The sequence below is a fragment of the Chitinophaga japonensis genome, from assembly GCF_007830125.1.
Lineage (GTDB): Bacteria > Bacteroidota > Bacteroidia > Chitinophagales > Chitinophagaceae > Chitinophaga > Chitinophaga japonensis.
On the sequence record NZ_VLLG01000005.1, the window covers coordinates 531,582 to 548,380 of the forward strand.

The window sequence follows — 16,799 nt, forward strand, 5'->3', positions numbered from 1 at the left end:
AATGGTCCGTCTTGCAACGGAGTTTCTTACCGGTACTGTAAGTTAAGAAGTAAACAGGAATAAACTACTTCATGCTTTATCTTTTCTAAAAACAAAAAATTATATCCCAAATGACCACCAAAAAATATCCCAAATGATAACACCCCTCTCCCCCCGTTTTCCTAAATTCGGATATGCTCAAAAGAACCATTCCCGGCATCATAGCACTGCTGTTCATCGTGCTCTTCTTATACACCGGTATCAGTAAACTGATGGAGTATACCGTCTTCAAGGAACAAATAGCCGTCTCTCCCATACTGGCGCCCGTTGCACCCTTCATTGCCTGGGCTTTGCCCCTGGCGGAATTTGCCGTTGCCGTGCTGCTGTTCATACCCAAATGGCGGCTATGGGGGCTGTATGCGTCTTTTGCGCTTATGCTGGCCTTCACCGCCTATATTGTGGCTATCCTTAATTTCAGCGCGGAGCTGCCCTGCAGTTGCGGGGGCGTGCTGGAAGAAATGTCATGGGACCAGCACCTGGTCTTCAACATCGTTTTTACCGCCCTGGCGCTGGCAGGCGCCCTCCTGGAAAGGAAAAGGCGGAAGGACAGGATGGTGGAGGACACCGCCGCCGGCCTCAATCCCTATAACAGTTCCCCGGTGTGATCCCGTACCTTTCCTGCATTTACAGGGGGAAACCTGCGGAAAACCTGTGGTCAGGTCCTGGTGAGGTCCTGGTGCCAGCGTCCCTTTCCGGCTAAATACCGGCTGCCTTTCATCAAAACAATGCTACCATTTTTACTGATCCCTTCCTATTTTGCAGGATCACAAAAAATGCTGCATTCCACATGAACAAGATCTTACTGGGACTGGCCCTGCTCTTTGCACCGGTTTTACTGCATGCTACGGATTATGAGCTGGCATCGCCCGACAAAAAAATCACGGTCCGGGTACAGGTCACTGACAACCTGCAATGGTCCGTTACCCGCAATAATGAAACCCTCCTCCTGCCCTCGCCCATCAGCCTGGAGCTGGCCAATGGCCAGGTACTGGGACAACGCCCGGTAGTAAGAAAGCAGCAGCGCCATACCGTCAACAGCGTGATCGAAGCCGTAGTACCGGTAAAGCATAAATATATTCCCGAACAGTACAACGAGCTGCGTCTCACCTTTAAAGGCAACTACAGCGTATGCTTCCGCGCCTATAACGACGGCGTGGCCTACCGCTTTGAAACCGCGCTGGGCAAGGAGCTGACGGTGAAAAATGAAACCGTCCGCTATCAACTGCCGGGCGGCTATACCAGTTGGTGGCCCATGGAGCAGCACCCGCCCTCCCCTACCTTCCAAAGCCACTATGAATACCTGTTCAGGGACACCGCCATTGCAGCCATTGCGCCCACGCTGTATGCCGGCCTGCCCGTGTACCTCAGCACCCCCAATGGCACCAGGATAATGATCACCGAATCTGACCTGCATGACTATCCCAACCAGTTTGTATTCGGTACCGGCGGCAATGCGCTGACCGCACAATTTCCGCCGGTAATACTCCGCGACTCCCTGGTAGGCGACCGGGAAGCGAAGATCCTCGAAAATGCGGATTACATTGCCAAAACCAGCGGCGACCGGAATTTTCCCTGGCGCGCGCTGATCATCAGCCCGGATGACAAAGGCCTGCTGGAAACGGACCTCGTGTACAAACTGGCAAGGCCCAATAAAGTGGAGCACACCGGCTGGATACAACCCGGGAAAGTTGCCTGGGATTGGTGGAATGCCAACAATATCTATGGCGTGGACTTCCGCGCCGGCATCAACACTGCTACCTATAAGTATTACGTGGATTTTGCCGCCCAATACGGGCTCGAATATATTATACTGGACGAAGGCTGGACCCGCACCACCCTCGATATCCTGCACGCCACCCCGCAACTGGACATGCAGGAGCTGCTCCGCTACGCTAAAAGCAAAAACGTAGGCGTGATCCTGTGGGTGCTGTGGAACGCGCTGGACGCCCACATGGAAGAAGCGCTGGACCTTTATGCCGGTTGGGGCGTAAAAGGCATCAAGGTAGATTTTATGGTGCGCGCCGAACAATACATGGTGAACTTCTACGAGCGTACCGCGCAGGAGTGCGCCAAACGCCGGCTGCTGGTGGATTTTCACGGCGCCTTCAAACCCGTGGGCCTCAACCGCACCTATCCCAACGTGATCTCCTATGAAGGCGTGCAGGGACTGGAGAACAGCAAATGGAGCCGCAATGTAACGCCCGGGCACGATGTAACCCTGCCCTTTACCCGCATGGTGGCCGGTCCCATGGATTTTACGCCCGGCGCCATGCTCAATGCCACTGAGCGCAATTTCAACCCGGTATGGTCCGAGCCCATGAGCCAGGGCACCCGCTGCCACCAGGCCGCCATGATGGCCGTGTATGAAAGCCCCCTGCAAATGCTCTGCGACAATCCGTCCAATTACCTGGAAGAACCGGAGTACACCGGGTTCATCTCCCGCATACCTACCACCTGGGACACCACCGTAGCCCTGCACGGCAAAGCAGGCAGGTATGTAGCGGTGGCCCGCAGGAAAGGCGATACCTGGTACATTGGCGCCATGACCAACTGGGATGCGCGCAACCTGGAGCTGGACCTCAGCTTCCTCAATGGCAAAAGCTACCGGCTGGAAGCCGTGGAGGACGGCATCAATGCAGACCAGCATGCGGCCGACTACCGTTTCCGGGAAGAAAAGGTTACACCCAACGATCATATCACCATTCAAATGAGCAAAGGCGGCGGATGGCTGGGCATACTCAGCCCCGCTCCATAAAACCAACCAAATATGCAAAAACAACTGTTCAACATCCTGGCCCTGTCTGCCCTGGTAGCGGCCTGCAACAATGCCGGGCAGCACACTGCCGGCGCCGATACCACGCAAAACGCGGCTTTCCGGCGCTACGAAGAGCATTTCATAGCAGACCTCTGGAAAGTATATCCCGGCTGGGCCACGTCGGAAGGCTATCACAAATACGACAGCGTGCTGCCCATACCGGATGCGGCGGGCCTGCAGGCTGAGCTGGACTTTGTACAACGCCACCAGGACTCCCTGGCTACCTATGACACCACCAAACTGGGCGCTTCCCTGCTGATAGATTATTACCAGGTACAGAACAAGCTGGCCTCCATTAAATGGGAGATACAGGAAGCAAAAACGCAGGAATGGAATCCGTCCAACTACAACGTCAGTGCCACTTTTGCCTTCATACTAAATGAGCATTATGCGCCGCTGGATACCCGCCTGCGCAGCTTCTGCAGCAGGCTGGCCGGGGTGCCAGCCTATTACGAAGCGGCCAGGCAGCAAATAAAAGACCCCGTACCGGAGCTGACGGCCCTGGCGCAGGAGCAGAACCTGGGCGGCCTGTCCATTTTTGAAAAGGACCTGGCAGACTCCCTGGCCCAAAGCGGCCTGTCGCCCGAAGAGAAAAAGCAGTTGCTGGCACGCGCCCGTACCGCGGCAGCCGCCATACGCGGCTATGCAGCCTGGCTCAAGGCCCTGCGCCCGGAACACCCGCGCAGCTTCCGCCTGGGAAAAGAACTGTATGCCGCTAAGTTCAACTACGATATACAATCCGCCTACACCGCCGCACAGATCTACGACTCCGCGGTGGCGCGCAAAGCATGGGTGCATGGAGAAATGGTCCGCATCAGTAAACAGCTCTGGCCAAAATACTTCGGGAATGCCCCCATACCGGCCGATTCCCTGCTGCTGGTGAAAAAGGTGATAGACACGCTCTCCGTACAGCATGTAAAACCGGCGGAGTTCCAGCAGGCCATTGAACAGCAGCTACCGGCGCTCACCGCATTTATAAAAGAAAAGGACCTGCTCTACCTGGACCCGTCCAAACCGCTGAAAGTACGCAAGGAACCGGCCTACATGGCAGGCGTGGCAGGCGCTTCCATCAGCGCGCCCGGCCCCTATGACAAAGACGGTAATACCTACTATAATGTGGGCAGCCTGGAAGGATGGCCGGCGGACAGGGCGGAAAGCTACCTGCGGGAATACAACCATTACATCCTGCAGATCCTGAACATCCACGAGGCGATCCCGGGCCATTATACGCAACTGGTATATGCCAACCAATCTCCCGGCATCATCAAATCCATACTGGGCAACGGCGCCATGGTGGAAGGCTGGGCCGTGTACACGGAACAAATGATGCTGGAGAACGGTTATGGCGACAACGCCCCTGAAATGTGGCTGATGTGGTACAAATGGAACCTGCGCACGGTATGCAACACCATCCTGGACTACCGTGTGCATGTGCTGGGCATGGATAAGGAGGCGGCCATCCGGCTGCTGACACAGGAAGCCTTCCAGCAACAGGCGGAAGCCGAAGGTAAATGGAAACGGATAAGCGTAAGTAGCGTACAGCTTACCAGCTACTATACCGGCTACAAAGAGATCATTGAATTACGCCGCGCCTGGCAGGAAAAAACCGGCGACCGTTTTCAATTGAAACAGTTCCATGAAAAATTCCTCAGCTACGGCAAAGCGCCGGTGAAATACATCCGCCGGCTGATGTTGCAGTAAAAGCTATTCTTCTTTCCCCGCGGTGCTGGTATCGCGCTGCTGCAGCTCCTGCAGTACCCGGCTCAGCGCTGCGGGGTCTTTCATATAAGGCTCCAGGTTAAACAATTCTACCTTCCTGAAATCCGTGGGTGCGCTCTCGCCCTGTAATGCAATATACCCTTCCTTCAGCAGCTTGCCGTCCTGCTTCAGTGCAGGCTCAAAATGAGATACGGAGCCGCCCCCGATCTGCGGCTGGGTATAGGTCAGCACGGTGTCGCCTTCCACGATGTGCTTTACGATGGAATCGCCCAGCACCAGGGCTTCCGCCCTTACCCATGCATCGCCGTTATAGGTTTTGGAAGTGGAAGAGATACAGTGGTCGGTGATCAGCTTGCCGTTCATCACCACGTTGGTGCCGGGTGTGCAAAGATTGGCCGTGGTGCGCGGGTCTGTGCCATTGCCACCCAGGAGCTGCATTTCCAGGGAAATAGGAAAATCCTGGTGCTTGCCCATGCTGCCGGCAGACTGGCAGTGCAGCATTACGCCGTTATTGCGGATGGCCCACCCGGGGCCGCCGGGCACCTGCTCGCCGGTAAAACGGTATTCCACGGCTACCAGGTAAGCGCTGAATTTTTTCTTGTAAAAGATGTGCCCGTACTGATCGTCAAAATCCTTGTACTGATCGTACCGTATCTTCAGCAGGCCGTCCTCCACGCGGAAAGTGTTGCCGAAATTGTCGTTCAGGTCATGTTTGGCGATCTTGATATCCCAGTCTTTCAGGTCCTTGCCGTTGAACAACTGTATCCACTCACCCTTTTCCTGTACGGCAGGAGTTTGCGCGCAGGCAGATAAAGTAAGGAGGAACAGGCAGGCGTAACGTAGTCTTTTCATCATGTTGGTACGATTAGATCCGTTAAAATACAAATTATCATTTAGGAATGCTACACGTTTCCCCTTTTCTACGCCCCGTATTATTTATTCCACAATCCCAAAACCGGCGATACTCTTTTACCCATTGATAATCACCACATTACTTACCATTTACAAAAACTGCAAGGTTTTGGCGGTACCATCAGCAAATTATTCTTTTATGGATCATCCCAACACATTATTGAACGGGCATGGCCGGCCCGGCGCCACGGCGCTGTACGACAGCAGCAATGTACTGAACGTGAGCCGTGAAGGGCGCATCGCTTCCATAGTGGCCGGCTCCCTGATGGCCGGCAGCGCCTTGGGCCGGTTCAGGCATCATCCCTTCGGCAGTTTGTGCAGGCTGATGGCGGGCGGGTACCTGCTGTACCGCGGCCTGTCCGGCAACTGCCCCCTTTCCGCCATGATAGAAGAGCGCAGGAACAGGCATACCCGCTCTGTGAACATAAGGACCAGCCTGGTGATCCGCAAGCCCAGGGAGGAAGTGTACAGCAACTGGCGGCAGTTGGGCAACCTGCCCCTCTTCATGCAGCACCTGGAACGGGTGGAGGAAAAGGACAGCACGCACTCCCACTGGGTGGCCAATGGCCCCGGCGGCGTAGGCACGGTGGAATGGGAAGCCGAAATAGTAAAAGAAGAGCCCGGCCACCTGCTGGGATGGCGCTCCGTGCCCCAATCCATGATCGCTACGGCAGGACGGGTCACTTTTGAAGAGACCCCGGAAGGACATACGAGCGTAGAAGTGATGATCACCTACCGTCCGCCCGCCGGCCATGTAGGTTCCGGCCTGGCCTGGCTGCTGAACGCGGCCTTTGAGCGCATGGTGGAGGAAGACATCCAGCGCTTTAAAGCCTACCTGGAAACAGGAGAAGTAATGATGGAAGCGCCTTAAAGCAAACAAGCAATATGGATAAGAAACCTGCAACATCAACACCAAACAATAAAACGGTTCCGCAACAGCGCAAAGGGCGCCATACGCACACAGCGTTCTCCATTGTGCTGCCTTCTGCTGAAGAAAGCCGGCAGCGCTACCGCCAGGCCAAAGAACGCCTGCTGGATGTGAACCACTGGCATGAGCTAAGCGGTGCGCTGTCTGCCAACTTCACCCTGACGGACGAGGAAGGGCAGCCTGTAGACCATACTGCACAGGAAGGCGATCATATCCGTATTGACCTGCCCGACCCTGGCAGCATTGCCGGCCGGGGTTATGACTGGGTAGCGATAGAAAAGATAGAGGATAAAAGCACGGCATCCGGCAATACGGCCTATGTAGCCATAAGGGTAAGACCGGCCGGCCACCCGCAGGACCTGGAGGGCAGGGGCCAAACGGCCCATTTCTTTCACCCCAACGCTACCAGCTCCTTTGTGGTGGAAATGACCGGCAAATGCGTCCGCGCCAGCGTATATGGCAGGAACGAGCAACCCAACAAAACCTCCTCCGGCCTGTGGGACAAGCTGCGTAACAAGGTGGTGGCCATCAGCGCCCTGCTTGGCTTTTCCCGGCCGCAGTGGAAAGGACTGGTAAAGGGATTATTGAAATGATCCCTTCTACACATCATCATCATCCAGGCTATACTCGTTATTCTCTTCATCCTCGCTGCCACGGCTTTCCGCGGCATCATCATTCTCTGCGCCGGGCACGTCCAACTGTTCCGGCGGTTTCGGCTCGGATTCCTGGTCTTTCAGCCTGGTCAGCAGGTCCTTATTGCGCACGGATTCATCTTCCCCCAGGTCCATATCTTCGTCCCGCGGGCCTAAGTTATCCAGGTCGGCAGATGTAAGGTCCGCTTCCGTACCGGGTATGATCTCCGGGCTGGCATCTTCTTCTTCGGAAACCGTATCTTCCGCGAGTCCCGGATCGGGAAATTCCCCTGAAGGCGTAAAATATTCCACACTTTCCTTGGCGGTGACATCCGCCTGGGTAGGCATCATGGTCTCGTCTTCCGGTAGTTCGGGATCATCCTGCGCAGAAGTTGGGTCGTCCTGCGGCGGGGAGGCAGGCGGCTGCTGGTCAGGCTGCCGGGATGCAGGATGCTTGTTGATATTGTCAGTACGGTTGGATGAATGGCCGGTATCCGGGTTTTTCCTTTGCATAACACATGGTTTTGTATAGGTGTCACCAAAATCAGACCAGCGGGAAAACCGGCTCAAAAAAAAATCCCCTGTTCATTCCGGGAGATACCTGTGATCTCCCGGAACAACAAAGGAATCGTTAACAGTGCTGCTTGCCATCAGCTATTTTGCGACAAAGCCTCTTTCCGGAACTTATCGTAAGAGGTTTTGCTCTCATCTATCAGTTTCAATACACGTTCCCGCACATCCTCCTTTAACCCGGTCACTTCATGCTCAAAAACATGCCGCAGCTCCGCCAGGTTATCAGAGCCTTTTCCCAGCAAACGACCGATCCTGTAACGCCAGTTACCGGCCGTATACCGGATCTTTCTCCTGGTCTCCTCCCCGCTGTCGGGTGCGCAAAGCAACCCCACCACTACACCTGCCGCCACGCCGGCTAGCACGCCTGATAAAAAGTTCGTTGTGCTCATATATGTACAATTTAAAGGTTTAACAAATAGACAAAGCACCTTGTTCATAGCGGTATGGGAAGAAATTTTCAAATATCAGGCCAAAGCTAGTTTTCCAGCATTTCATCCACCAGGCGGTTAAAATCCCGTTTGAACCGTTCGTAATGCTCACCGGTGCCGGGACCGGAAAAGCCGGTATGCACTTCTTTCACGCGGCCCTGCCTGTCTACAAATATGGTGGTGGGGAACCCTTTGATAGCCGTGAGCTGCGGCAGGGTCTTTTCCGCTTTCTGTGGGTCCGATGGTGTAGCGCCTGTGATCAGTACGGGAAACTGCACATCGAAACGCCGCAGGAAGCCGGTGAGGCTTTTGCGGGACTTCTCAAAATCCGGGGTGCGCTCGTAGGCCAGCCCGATGATCTCGATGCCGCGGTGTTTATTCTTTTGATACCACTGGCTGAGGTAAGCCGTTTCGTCCATGCAGTTGGGGCACCAGGACCCCAGCAGCGTAATGATCACGACCTTGCCTGTGAAGCGTTCATCTTTAATGCTGACGGGGGTACCGTTCATGTCCGGGAAAGTAAAGTCCAGCTTTTCCTGCCCGGGCTTTACGGACGCCAGGGTGGTCTCGTCGGGCAGCGCGGCTTTATCGTCCCGGCGGGCGGTCCAGCTCTCCTTCCCGCTGCCGATGCCGGCGTAGAAAACGCCCTGCTCCAGTATGCCCCTGGCCGTGAGCCGTGCAGTAAAGTAGTAGGCGTGCGATCCGTCAAAGGTGGACAGCTTCAGCGTGTCGCCGTCCATAATGCCTTCCAGGAAACGGTAGTCGCCGGTGGCGGTCAGGAAGGTGCCGGTCACCCGGCTGCCCTGCTGCCGGAACTCGCCCACGGCAAAAGAGCTGTCTGTGCCGTCCGGGGCGGTAAACCAGGTGGCCCAGCGCCCGCTTACATTGCCTTTGGCGGGCAGGTGCTGCGCGAAGCGCTCCCGTACGCCCGGGATGGCGGTAAAGGGTATGCTCATATCCCGGTTGGCCAGGTGGCGTATCCACAGGCCCTTTACTTTCCCGTCCGGCTGCAGTGCAGCCCTGAACTCGGAATCAAAGAAAGGCATCTTTATAAAGAGGGAATCTCCTTCCAGTTGTATATCGTCCACGAGTAAACGCTCGCCTGCATTCAGCACATACAGCACCTTTTTACCGGCGCTGTCTTTCACTTCGGCGTTGAATACGATATCCGCCCCGTCCTGCCGGTGCAGGCGCGCCTGCCAGGGGCCGTCCACAAATGCCTGCTGCGCGGAAGAGGATAATGCCGGCAAAGCACCCAATGCCAGCAGGTAAAGGAATGGTCTTAATGTTATCATGCTGTCAAATGTAGTTTCTTTCTCCAAAAATCATGCTTCCTATTCTTACCAGGGTGCTGCCTTCCTGCAGGGCCAGGCGGTAGTCGCCGCTCATGCCCATGGAAAGCTCCCGGAAATGGTCCTGGCCGGCAAAATAGCTCGCTTTTACCTGTGCATGCAGGTTTTTTAGCTGCCGGAATTCTTTTTGTACCTGCGCGGCATCTTCCGTATTGGTGGCCATGCCCATCAGGCCGGCTATACGAACATGATGCTGCGGGGGCAACTGCCGCCATTCCCGGAGGAGCGTTTCCAGCCCGGCGGCGTCCAGGCCGAACTTGGTTTCCTCTTCGGCAATGTGCACCTGCAGCAGGCAGTCTATGACCCGCCCGTGCCGGGCCGCCTGTTTGCCGATCTCCTGCAGCAGTTTCAGGCTGTCTACCGCATGGATCATGCTGACGAAGGGTGCGATGTACTTTACTTTATTGGATTGCAGGTGGCCGATGAAATGCCATTCAATATCTGCAGGGAGGGCCGGCTGCTTCTGCACCAGCTCCTGCACGTAATTTTCGCCGAACACCCGCTGGCCGGCATCATACAGCGCCTGTATATCGGCTACAGGTTTGGTTTTGGAAACAGCTACCAGCCTTGCGCCATAGGGTTGCAACTGCTCCTGTAGCTGCTGGTAAACGGGTAAGTTGATAGACATGGTGCAAAAATAGAAATTCCAAACCGGGAAATTCCAAATCCCAAATCGGGAAATTCCAAAATTGATACGCATCCCCTGAACAATCTGCAAACCGCCTTTATACTGGTGTTTGTCAGCAGTTTGGAATTTGGGATTTGGGTTTTGGAATTTGGAATTTGGAATTTGGAATTTAACCCAATATTGCCCTGCTGATCACGATCCTTTGCACTTCGGAAGTGCCTTCATAGATCTGGGTGATCTTGGCATCGCGCATCAGGCGCTCCACATGGTACTCTTTTACATAGCCATAGCCGCCATGCACCTGAACAGCCTCCGTGGTCACCCACATGGCGGTTTCCGAGGCAAACACCTTGGCCATGGAGCTGGACAGCGTATAGTCCAGGTGGTTATCCTTTTCCCAGGCGGCCTTCAGGCAAAGCAGGCGGGCGGCCTCTATCTGGGTGGCCATATCCGCCAATTTGAACTGGATGGCCTGGTGCTGGCTGATCTCCTTGCCAAAGGCTTTTCTTTCCCTGGAATATTTCAGGGCCAGCTCATAAGCGCCGCTGGCAATGCCCAGCGCCTGGGAAGCAATGCCGATGCGGCCGCCGGCCAGCGTTTTCATGGCGAATTTGAACCCGAAGCCGTCCTCCCCGATGCGGTTCTCCTTCGGTACCTTCACATCCTGGAACATGATGCTGTGGGTGTCGCTGCCGCGGATGCCCAGCTTGTTCTCCTTGGCGCCTACCGTTACACCCGGCCAGCTCTTTTCCACGATAAAGGCATTGATGCCCTTGCTGCCCTTCTCCGGGTGCGTGTGGGCGATCACCAGGTAGGTGCCGGCGGAATTGCCGTTGGTGATCCAGTTCTTGGTGCCGTTCAGCAGGTAATGATCACCTTTGTCCTCCGCGGTGGTACGCTGGGAGGTGGCGTCTGATCCGGCTTCCGGCTCGCTCAGTAAAAAGGCGCCTATCACTTCCCCTTTTGCCAGGGGTACCAGGTATTTTTGTTTCTGCTCCTCGGTGCCGAAGGTTTCCAGGCCCCAGCATACCAGGGAATTGTTCACGCTCATGCATACAGAGGTAGAGGCGTCTATTTTGGATATCTCTTCCATAGCCAGCACATAGGAAATAGTGTCCAGGCCCGCGCCGCCGTAGGTTGGGCTTACCATCATGCCCAGGAAGCCCAGCTCGCCCAGTTGCTTTACCTGCTCGGCGGGAAACTTTTGCTGCTCATCACGCGCTATTACGCCGGGCAGCAGCTCATGCACGGCAAAGTCACGGGCGGCCTTCTGTATCATTAAATGCTCTTCCGAAAGTTGAAAATTCATAGTAATAATTGTTTTGATGCGGTGTTGTTAATAAGCTGATGCGCTGATATGTTAATGTGCTAATGTAGGAAAAATCGCCGCATGCATCGTCAGCACATTAAAATTCAATGTTATTTATCATTCATCCCTAAACGTTGAACAAATTCTTACAAGTGCGCAGCCTTATTGGAATTGATTCAGTATTTCCCGCCGCTTTATGCAAAGCATCGCAAACCGCGGCTTAGGCCGGTGAATTAAAAATCCAGTAGCTTGCCGGCATGAAGAACATCAAAATCATTGAGGTTAAATCGGAAATAGGGGCCGGCACCCGGGGCGCCAGCCTGGGCATAGATGCTATCAAGATTGCGGCGCTGGACTTCATGAGCAACTTTTTTGTGCACTTTCCCTCCGAAGTGATCGAAACTGAAAATAAACTGCTGTTTGAACCGATAGAATCCCCTTTTGCCAAGCGCATCAAAGGCACTTATAACCTGTATGAGCGTATCAGCAAAAGCGTGTGCGATACCGTAAAATCCAACTGGTTCCCCGTAGTGCTGTCCGGCGACCACAGCACGGCCGGGGCCACCATTGCGGGCCTGAAAATGGCGCATCCCAAATCCAAGCTGGGCGTGATCTGGATAGATGCCCATGCGGACCTCCACACCCCTTACACCACGCCTTCCGGCAACATGCACGGCATGCCCCTGGCCATTTCCATTGCGGAAGACAACCTGGAATATAAAGCGCATGAGCTGGACGAGAATACGGCCAAAACCTGGAACGCCCTGAAGCACATCGGCAAGATAGCGCCCAAGGTGCTGCCGGAAGATATCGTGTTCATTTCCCTGCGGGACTATGAGAAGGAAGAGGACCACCTGATCAAGAAATACGGTATGAAGGTGGTTACCACCGGCGAAGTGCGGCGCAAGGGCCCGGAAAACGTTTCCCGCTCCGTATTCCGCTACCTGAGCGATTGCGATTACATATATGTATCCTTTGACGTGGACAGCCTGGACGCTTCTATTTCCAGGGGCACCGGCACCCCGGTGAGCAACGGACTGCGGGAAAGGGAGGCAGAGGACCTGATCGCCAAGTTCATGCAGCACCGCAAGATCTGCTGCTTCGAGATCACGGAGGTAAACCCCACCCTGGACCGGGAAAACCTGATGGCGGAGATCGCTTTTAATATATTGCAGCGCAGCGTGAACCTGCTCCTTTTGAATTAATAATTAATAATTAAGAATACCTGTAACACCAGTGGCTCATTGAAACGCCATTGTTACGATTATTAATTATTAATTCTTAATTATTAATTACTGAATGCGCAGATAAGCAATCAGCCACCCCACCACTTCGCTATAGCTGTAAATACCTTTTTCCTGTTTGTTGGCTTTCAGGTACTGGTCGTAAATCAGTTGGGAATAATCGTCCAGCGGGCCCCGGTACGCTTTGTAGAAATCCGTCAGCACCCGGTAGTCTGCCTTTACGCCGGGCACAGCCCGCTCCCATACCTGCCGGGCCAGGGCGGTGTCCCGCCGGGAGAGCTGTCCCGTGCTGTACAGGAACATCTCGAAATGCGCGGCATAACGGAAACGCACATCCTGCGCCTGGCTGGCCGCCAGGTAGCCGATGAAGTTGGCGGTTTCTTCCGGCGCGTAGCCCAGTTGGTGCGCTATTTCATGGCAGGTAGTGAACGGCCGCATAAAAAAAGGCGTGGTGGTGTTTACCTGCGCCTCATTGGTAAAGGGATTAAGATACCCCGTGACCCCCATATAGTTCAGCCAGCGGCCAAACAGGGCCGGTTTTATGGAAGGATATTCATAATGCAGCGAGGGCCATTGCGTCTCCGCTTTGCGATAGGCCTGTATCGCCCGGCGGAATATCTGCGCGCTGTCCCGGTCAGGGGGCGTTACGCCCAGGGTATCGCCCAGGGCCGCTTTGTAGCCGTTCACCTGCTGCACCAACGTGTCTGCCAGGCGGTACAACTGGGCCGTGGTATAGGGCTTTACCTGCAGGCCCAGTTCCTTTGCAGGCGAGTGCCGGCGGTAGTTGTAGCCCCACAGCACCAGGAAGGCCAGGTATACGCTCAGCACGAAAGCCAGCCCTCTCAGCAGGTGCAGCCCAGCCTCCTGCCAGCGTGCCCGGATCATTTTATAACATAGTTTTAACAAAAAAATTACGGCGGTTACAACCCAGGCGGTATATATTAGATCGCCGACGCTGAAAGGCACTATTCCTGTTACACGTCTGAAAACAGCACTTATCCAAATATAGAACCTATGAAAGTAGAAATGAGCAAAATCATCACTTACCGCGAATAACAGCTTTAACAACAACAGGCCTAAAACTGTTATCCCTATACGGGTGGCAGTCCTTTTGATAATAGCTTTTTGTTCCATAATGAAATAACCGGTGAGAACGATGACCGATGACATATTGCTGCATGAATTGTCTGTCAAGCTGTCCGCACAATCGGGCATGAAAATACAGATTAATCACGCAGAAAGGATACACGGAGGAGATATTAATGAAACCTGGAAACTGGAAACCAATGAAGGCGCCTGGTTCCTGAAACTGAATGATGCCCGGCGCTACCCGGATATGTTTGCCAAAGAATACAGCGGCCTGGAAGCCCTGCGTAAAACCGCCGCTATTACCCTGCCGCAGCCGGTATGCCATGGCAAGGCCAACGGCCGGGCTTTCCTGGTGACCACTTTCCTGGACAAGGGCGGCGCGGTGCCGGATTTCTGGGAGAACTTTGCCGCCTCCCTGGCCAGGCTGCACCGGAATACCCAATCCCATTTCGGCTTTTATGAATCCAACTATATCGGCTCGCTGAAACAATATAACACGCCTTTCAGCAGTTGGCCCGTTTTCTATGCCTTTAACCGGCTGATGCCGCTGGCCCGGCAGGCTTTTGACCGGCACCTGCTGGACAAAACGGCCCTGGGGCAGGTGGAACAGCTCTGCAGGCGCCTGCCTTCCATATTCCCGGAAGAGCCGCCTGCCCTGCTCCATGGCGACCTGTGGTCCGGCAACTTTATGGTTGGGCCCGACGGGCGCGCCTGCATTTACGACCCGGCCGTGTACTACGGGCACCGGGAAATGGACCTGGCCATGACCCGTCTCTTCGGTGGTTTTGACAACCGTTTTTACCATGCCTACCAGGAACAGTACCCGCTGGCCACCGGCTGGCAGGCGCGCATCGGCATTTGCCAGTTGTATCCCCTGCTGGTGCATGTGCTCCTGTTTGGCGGCAGCTATGTGGATAGTGTGAAGGAAATACTGAGGGAAAACACCTGATAGCTAACAGCTACCTCTTTACCCCCTGCTCTTTCATAAATTCCAGCATGCGCTGGAAGTCCTCTTCTATGATGGGGAAAAATTTATTCATATCGGCGGATATTTCCGCATACAGGGCCGTTATCCGGGGCCGGGTGGCGGGGGTCAGCTCATCGCGGAGCACGTCCTCCATTTCCTGCATCTTGTCGCTGACCCAGGTAAGGCCCACCATGGCAAAATTGGGCTTCAACTTGTGCACCTGTATCTTCAGGCTGTCCAGGTCGCCCTTTTGCACAAAATTCTCCAGTTTGCGCACCTCCCCCCGGATGGTTTTGATGAATATCTCGAAAAGGTCTGCGGCATAGGCAATATTGTTCTCGTACAAAGCGCGCAGGTACTTTGCATTCAGCTCCTGGTGGAACTCGAAACCATGCAGGTATTGTTCTTCTTCGTCCTCCATTAATAAATCGGTTTCATCCTCATTTTCGTTCAGGTATTTATTCAGGATCTGCAATAACTGATCCGGCGTATAAGGCTTGGTCAGGATATCCGTGATGCCAATATTCCGGGCCATGGTAGCGGTGCTTTCCATAGCTACCGCCGTGGTGGCCACGATGGGCGTGGCTACATTGGGCAGCTTTTCATCGCCCCTGATCCGTTTGGTCAGCTCAAACCCGTCCATACCGGGTACGCGGATGTCCATCAGGATCAGCTCATACAACCTCGAATCCAGGAAATAAAGGGCGTCCGGGGCATTAGTGGCCAACTGGCACTGGATATTGTACTGCTCCAGCAGGCTGATAATGTAGCGCAGGTTCATAGGATTATCCTCTATCACCAGTACTTTTGCCCCCCCAAAATCGATATGCCGGCGTCTTTTGCCCATCCGTATGCCGGATTCGGCCGGCTTATTGGTGTCAATGAACGGAAGATTAAATGTAAAACAAGTTCTGAAGCCCGGTTGTTCTTCCACCAGGATATGCCCCCCCTGTCTTTCCACCAGTTGCTTCACAATGGCCAGTCCCAGGCCTGTCCCCCCGTAAATTTCGCGAATTTCCCTTTCCGCCTGCTTGTAATTCTGGAAAACCAGCTCCAGCTTGTCCTTCCGGATGCCGATACCGGTATCGCATACCCGGAAGCGCACCCATATCCGGTTCTCCTGCCAGCTTTCCAGTTCTGCAGTCAGGGCAATCTCGCCTTCTTTTGTAAATTTATCCGCATTTCCCAACAAATTCATCAGTATCTGGTTCAGCAGGGTATCGTCCCCTACCAGCAGGTGCTGCAGCCGCTCGTCTACCGTGGCGGATATTTTTACCGGCCGCTGGCCCATTTTCAGCTCAAAAGTATGCTTTAAGGACTGGATCAGCTCGCCCAGGTTAAATTCCCGCTGGTTTACCTGCAATTCCCCGGCCTCTATGCGCGACAGGTCCAGTATATCGGTGATCAGCCCCAGCAGGATGCCGGAGGAATGTTTCAGGGTTTTTACATATTCCTCCTGCCGGGCGTCCAGGCTGGTCTCTTCCAGCAGGTGCGACATGCCGATGATGGCATTGAGGGGCGTGCGTATCTCGTGGCTCATGTTGGCCAGGAAATCCTTCTGGGCGCGCTGGGCCTCCTCCGCCTCCTGCCGGGCCCGCTCCAGCTCCTGCTGCATCACCCGGTGCCGGGTAACGTCCACGATCTGCCATACGCTGCCTTTGAAAACGCCGTTCTCCAGCAGGGGCATGTAGCTTACCTCCCGGATACGCCCGTCCGTAAATGGAATGGCCCAGCCGAAAAAGGGTTTTTTACGGCGGCGCAGCTCCTTCATTTTGGCCTCGAAGGCCTCCGGCTCCTTTACATGCCGGCGGAAGAACCGGATCACGGCTGTAAAGGGCTGGTTAACCACGTGCGCCCCTTCCGGCCCCAGGTCAAATGCATTGATAATAACAGGATTAGCCCATATAAAGCGGTGTTTGGGATCGGTGAGGAAGATACCCGCGTTGGTGTGCTGCAGCAATACTGACAAAGGCAGGGAAAATACGGCCGCCACATCCGTAATTGGCATATCGGCGTCCATAGATGGCATATTCCGGTGTCCCATTCTAACTTTGGCCTTCATGGTATTATTTTGCTGGAATGGGGTATTTGGTAAGGACTTCATAGCGATAGATGCTGCGCGCCGTGTGATACCCTCCGGCAACATTGATAATCAACAAATTTA

General features: G+C 54.5%; 15 protein-coding genes. 7 read left to right on the forward strand and 8 right to left on the reverse strand.

Annotated features, from left to right (window positions below; translation table 11 throughout):
* Positions 1–173 precede the first annotated feature (173 nt).
* The 3 genes from LX66_RS23510 (at position 174) to LX66_RS23520 (ending at position 4,555) form a co-directional block, all read left to right on the forward strand.
* On the forward strand, positions 174–644 hold the full coding sequence (locus LX66_RS23510; protein ID WP_145717997.1) for a MauE/DoxX family redox-associated membrane protein: 471 nt from the start codon (positions 174–176) through the stop codon (positions 642–644).
* 182 nt (positions 645–826) lie between these two features.
* The gene (locus LX66_RS23515; RefSeq protein WP_145717999.1) at positions 827–2,794 is read left to right on the forward strand and encodes a glycoside hydrolase family 97 protein; all 1,968 of its coding nucleotides are present in this window, start codon (positions 827–829) and stop codon (positions 2,792–2,794) included.
* 12 nt (positions 2,795–2,806) lie between these two features.
* The gene (locus LX66_RS23520; protein ID WP_145718001.1) at positions 2,807–4,555 is read left to right on the forward strand and encodes a DUF885 domain-containing protein; all 1,749 of its coding nucleotides are present in this window, start codon (positions 2,807–2,809) and stop codon (positions 4,553–4,555) included.
* Positions 4,556–4,558: 3 nt separating this feature from the next.
* Here the strand turns inward: LX66_RS23520 and LX66_RS23525 are convergent, their stop codons facing one another.
* On the reverse strand, positions 4,559–5,428 hold the full coding sequence (locus tag LX66_RS23525; protein WP_244620491.1) for a 3-keto-disaccharide hydrolase: 870 nt from the start codon (positions 5,426–5,428) through the stop codon (positions 4,559–4,561).
* 196 nt (positions 5,429–5,624) lie between these two features.
* Between LX66_RS23525 and LX66_RS23530 the strand changes: the two genes are divergently transcribed.
* Positions 5,625–6,356: an SRPBCC family protein gene (locus LX66_RS23530; protein ID WP_158642737.1), complete on the forward strand. Its 732-nt coding sequence runs from the start codon at positions 5,625–5,627 to the stop codon at positions 6,354–6,356.
* 14 nt (positions 6,357–6,370) lie between these two features.
* Positions 6,371–7,006 carry a hypothetical protein gene (locus LX66_RS23535; RefSeq protein ID WP_145718005.1) on the forward strand — a complete coding sequence of 212 codons (636 nt, stop codon included), beginning with the start codon at positions 6,371–6,373 and terminating at the stop codon, positions 7,004–7,006.
* Between the two features lie 6 nt (positions 7,007–7,012).
* Here LX66_RS23535 and LX66_RS23540 read toward each other — a convergent pair whose 3' ends face one another.
* The 5 genes from LX66_RS23540 to LX66_RS23560 all read right to left on the reverse strand — a co-directional run bounded on the left by LX66_RS23540 (position 7,013) and on the right by LX66_RS23560 (position 11,335).
* Positions 7,013–7,558 carry a hypothetical protein gene (locus LX66_RS23540; RefSeq protein ID WP_145718006.1) on the reverse strand — a complete coding sequence of 182 codons (546 nt, stop codon included), beginning with the start codon at positions 7,556–7,558 and terminating at the stop codon, positions 7,013–7,015.
* Between the two features lie 137 nt (positions 7,559–7,695).
* Positions 7,696–8,007 carry a YtxH domain-containing protein gene (locus tag LX66_RS23545; RefSeq protein ID WP_158642738.1) on the reverse strand — a complete coding sequence of 104 codons (312 nt, stop codon included), beginning with the start codon at positions 8,005–8,007 and terminating at the stop codon, positions 7,696–7,698.
* 86 nt (positions 8,008–8,093) lie between these two features.
* Positions 8,094–9,341 (reverse strand): TlpA disulfide reductase family protein, encoded by a 1,248-nt coding sequence (locus LX66_RS23550; RefSeq protein WP_145718008.1) that lies wholly within the window; start codon positions 9,339–9,341, stop codon positions 8,094–8,096.
* Positions 9,342–9,345: 4 nt separating this feature from the next.
* Entirely contained in the window at positions 9,346–10,026 is a 681-nt protein-coding gene (locus tag LX66_RS23555) for a YggS family pyridoxal phosphate-dependent enzyme (RefSeq protein WP_145718009.1), read from the reverse strand.
* A 169-nt stretch (positions 10,027–10,195) separates the two neighbouring features.
* The gene (locus LX66_RS23560; protein WP_145718010.1) at positions 10,196–11,335 is read right to left on the reverse strand and encodes an acyl-CoA dehydrogenase; all 1,140 of its coding nucleotides are present in this window, start codon (positions 11,333–11,335) and stop codon (positions 10,196–10,198) included.
* A 257-nt stretch (positions 11,336–11,592) separates the two neighbouring features.
* Here LX66_RS23560 and LX66_RS23565 point away from each other — a divergent pair, with 257 nt between their 5' ends.
* Positions 11,593–12,540: an arginase gene (locus LX66_RS23565; protein ID WP_145718012.1), complete on the forward strand. Its 948-nt coding sequence runs from the start codon at positions 11,593–11,595 to the stop codon at positions 12,538–12,540.
* An 87-nt stretch (positions 12,541–12,627) separates the two neighbouring features.
* Here LX66_RS23565 and LX66_RS23570 read toward each other — a convergent pair whose 3' ends face one another.
* Positions 12,628–13,794, reverse strand: coding sequence for a DUF3810 domain-containing protein (locus LX66_RS23570; RefSeq protein ID WP_145718014.1), 1,167 nt, complete (start codon positions 13,792–13,794; stop codon positions 12,628–12,630).
* Here LX66_RS23570 and LX66_RS23575 point away from each other — a divergent pair.
* Positions 13,736–14,617 carry a fructosamine kinase family protein gene (locus tag LX66_RS23575; RefSeq protein WP_145718017.1) on the forward strand — a complete coding sequence of 294 codons (882 nt, stop codon included), beginning with the start codon at positions 13,736–13,738 and terminating at the stop codon, positions 14,615–14,617. The two genes, LX66_RS23570 and LX66_RS23575, sit on opposite strands and share 59 nt — an antisense overlap.
* Before the next feature lie 10 nt (positions 14,618–14,627).
* Here LX66_RS23575 and LX66_RS23580 read toward each other — a convergent pair whose 3' ends face one another.
* Positions 14,628–16,697, reverse strand: coding sequence for an ATP-binding protein (locus LX66_RS23580; protein ID WP_158642740.1), 2,070 nt, complete (start codon positions 16,695–16,697; stop codon positions 14,628–14,630).
* Between the last annotated feature and the right edge of the window lie 102 nt (positions 16,698–16,799).

What these genes read in the sequence shown, in the direction of transcription:
- LX66_RS23555 (WP_145718009.1), bottom strand. Translation starts at nt 10,026, where the DNA reads ATGTCTATCAACTTACCCGTTTACCAGCAGCTACAGGAGCAGTTGCAA.
- LX66_RS23565 (WP_145718012.1), top strand. Translation starts at nt 11,593, where the DNA reads ATGAAGAACATCAAAATCATTGAGGTTAAATCGGAAATAGGGGCCGGC.
- LX66_RS23570 (WP_145718014.1), bottom strand. Translation starts at nt 13,794, where the DNA reads ATGCCCGATTGTGCGGACAGCTTGACAGACAATTCATGCAGCAATATG.
- LX66_RS23580 (WP_158642740.1), bottom strand. Translation starts at nt 16,697, where the DNA reads ATGAAGGCCAAAGTTAGAATGGGACACCGGAATATGCCATCTATGGAC.
- LX66_RS23560 (WP_145718010.1), bottom strand. Translation starts at nt 11,335, where the DNA reads ATGAATTTTCAACTTTCGGAAGAGCATTTAATGATACAGAAGGCCGCC.
- LX66_RS23520 (WP_145718001.1), top strand. Translation starts at nt 2,807, where the DNA reads ATGCAAAAACAACTGTTCAACATCCTGGCCCTGTCTGCCCTGGTAGCG.
- LX66_RS23545 (WP_158642738.1), bottom strand. Translation starts at nt 8,007, where the DNA reads ATGAGCACAACGAACTTTTTATCAGGCGTGCTAGCCGGCGTGGCGGCA.
- LX66_RS23515 (WP_145717999.1), top strand. Translation starts at nt 827, where the DNA reads ATGAACAAGATCTTACTGGGACTGGCCCTGCTCTTTGCACCGGTTTTA.
- LX66_RS23525 (WP_244620491.1), bottom strand. Translation starts at nt 5,428, where the DNA reads ATGATGAAAAGACTACGTTACGCCTGCCTGTTCCTCCTTACTTTATCT.
- LX66_RS23575 (WP_145718017.1), top strand. Translation starts at nt 13,736, where the DNA reads ATGACCGATGACATATTGCTGCATGAATTGTCTGTCAAGCTGTCCGCA.
- LX66_RS23540 (WP_145718006.1), bottom strand. Translation starts at nt 7,558, where the DNA reads ATGCAAAGGAAAAACCCGGATACCGGCCATTCATCCAACCGTACTGAC.
- LX66_RS23530 (WP_158642737.1), top strand. Translation starts at nt 5,625, where the DNA reads ATGGATCATCCCAACACATTATTGAACGGGCATGGCCGGCCCGGCGCC.
- LX66_RS23510 (WP_145717997.1), top strand. Translation starts at nt 174, where the DNA reads ATGCTCAAAAGAACCATTCCCGGCATCATAGCACTGCTGTTCATCGTG.
- LX66_RS23550 (WP_145718008.1), bottom strand. Translation starts at nt 9,341, where the DNA reads ATGATAACATTAAGACCATTCCTTTACCTGCTGGCATTGGGTGCTTTG.
- LX66_RS23535 (WP_145718005.1), top strand. Translation starts at nt 6,371, where the DNA reads ATGGATAAGAAACCTGCAACATCAACACCAAACAATAAAACGGTTCCG.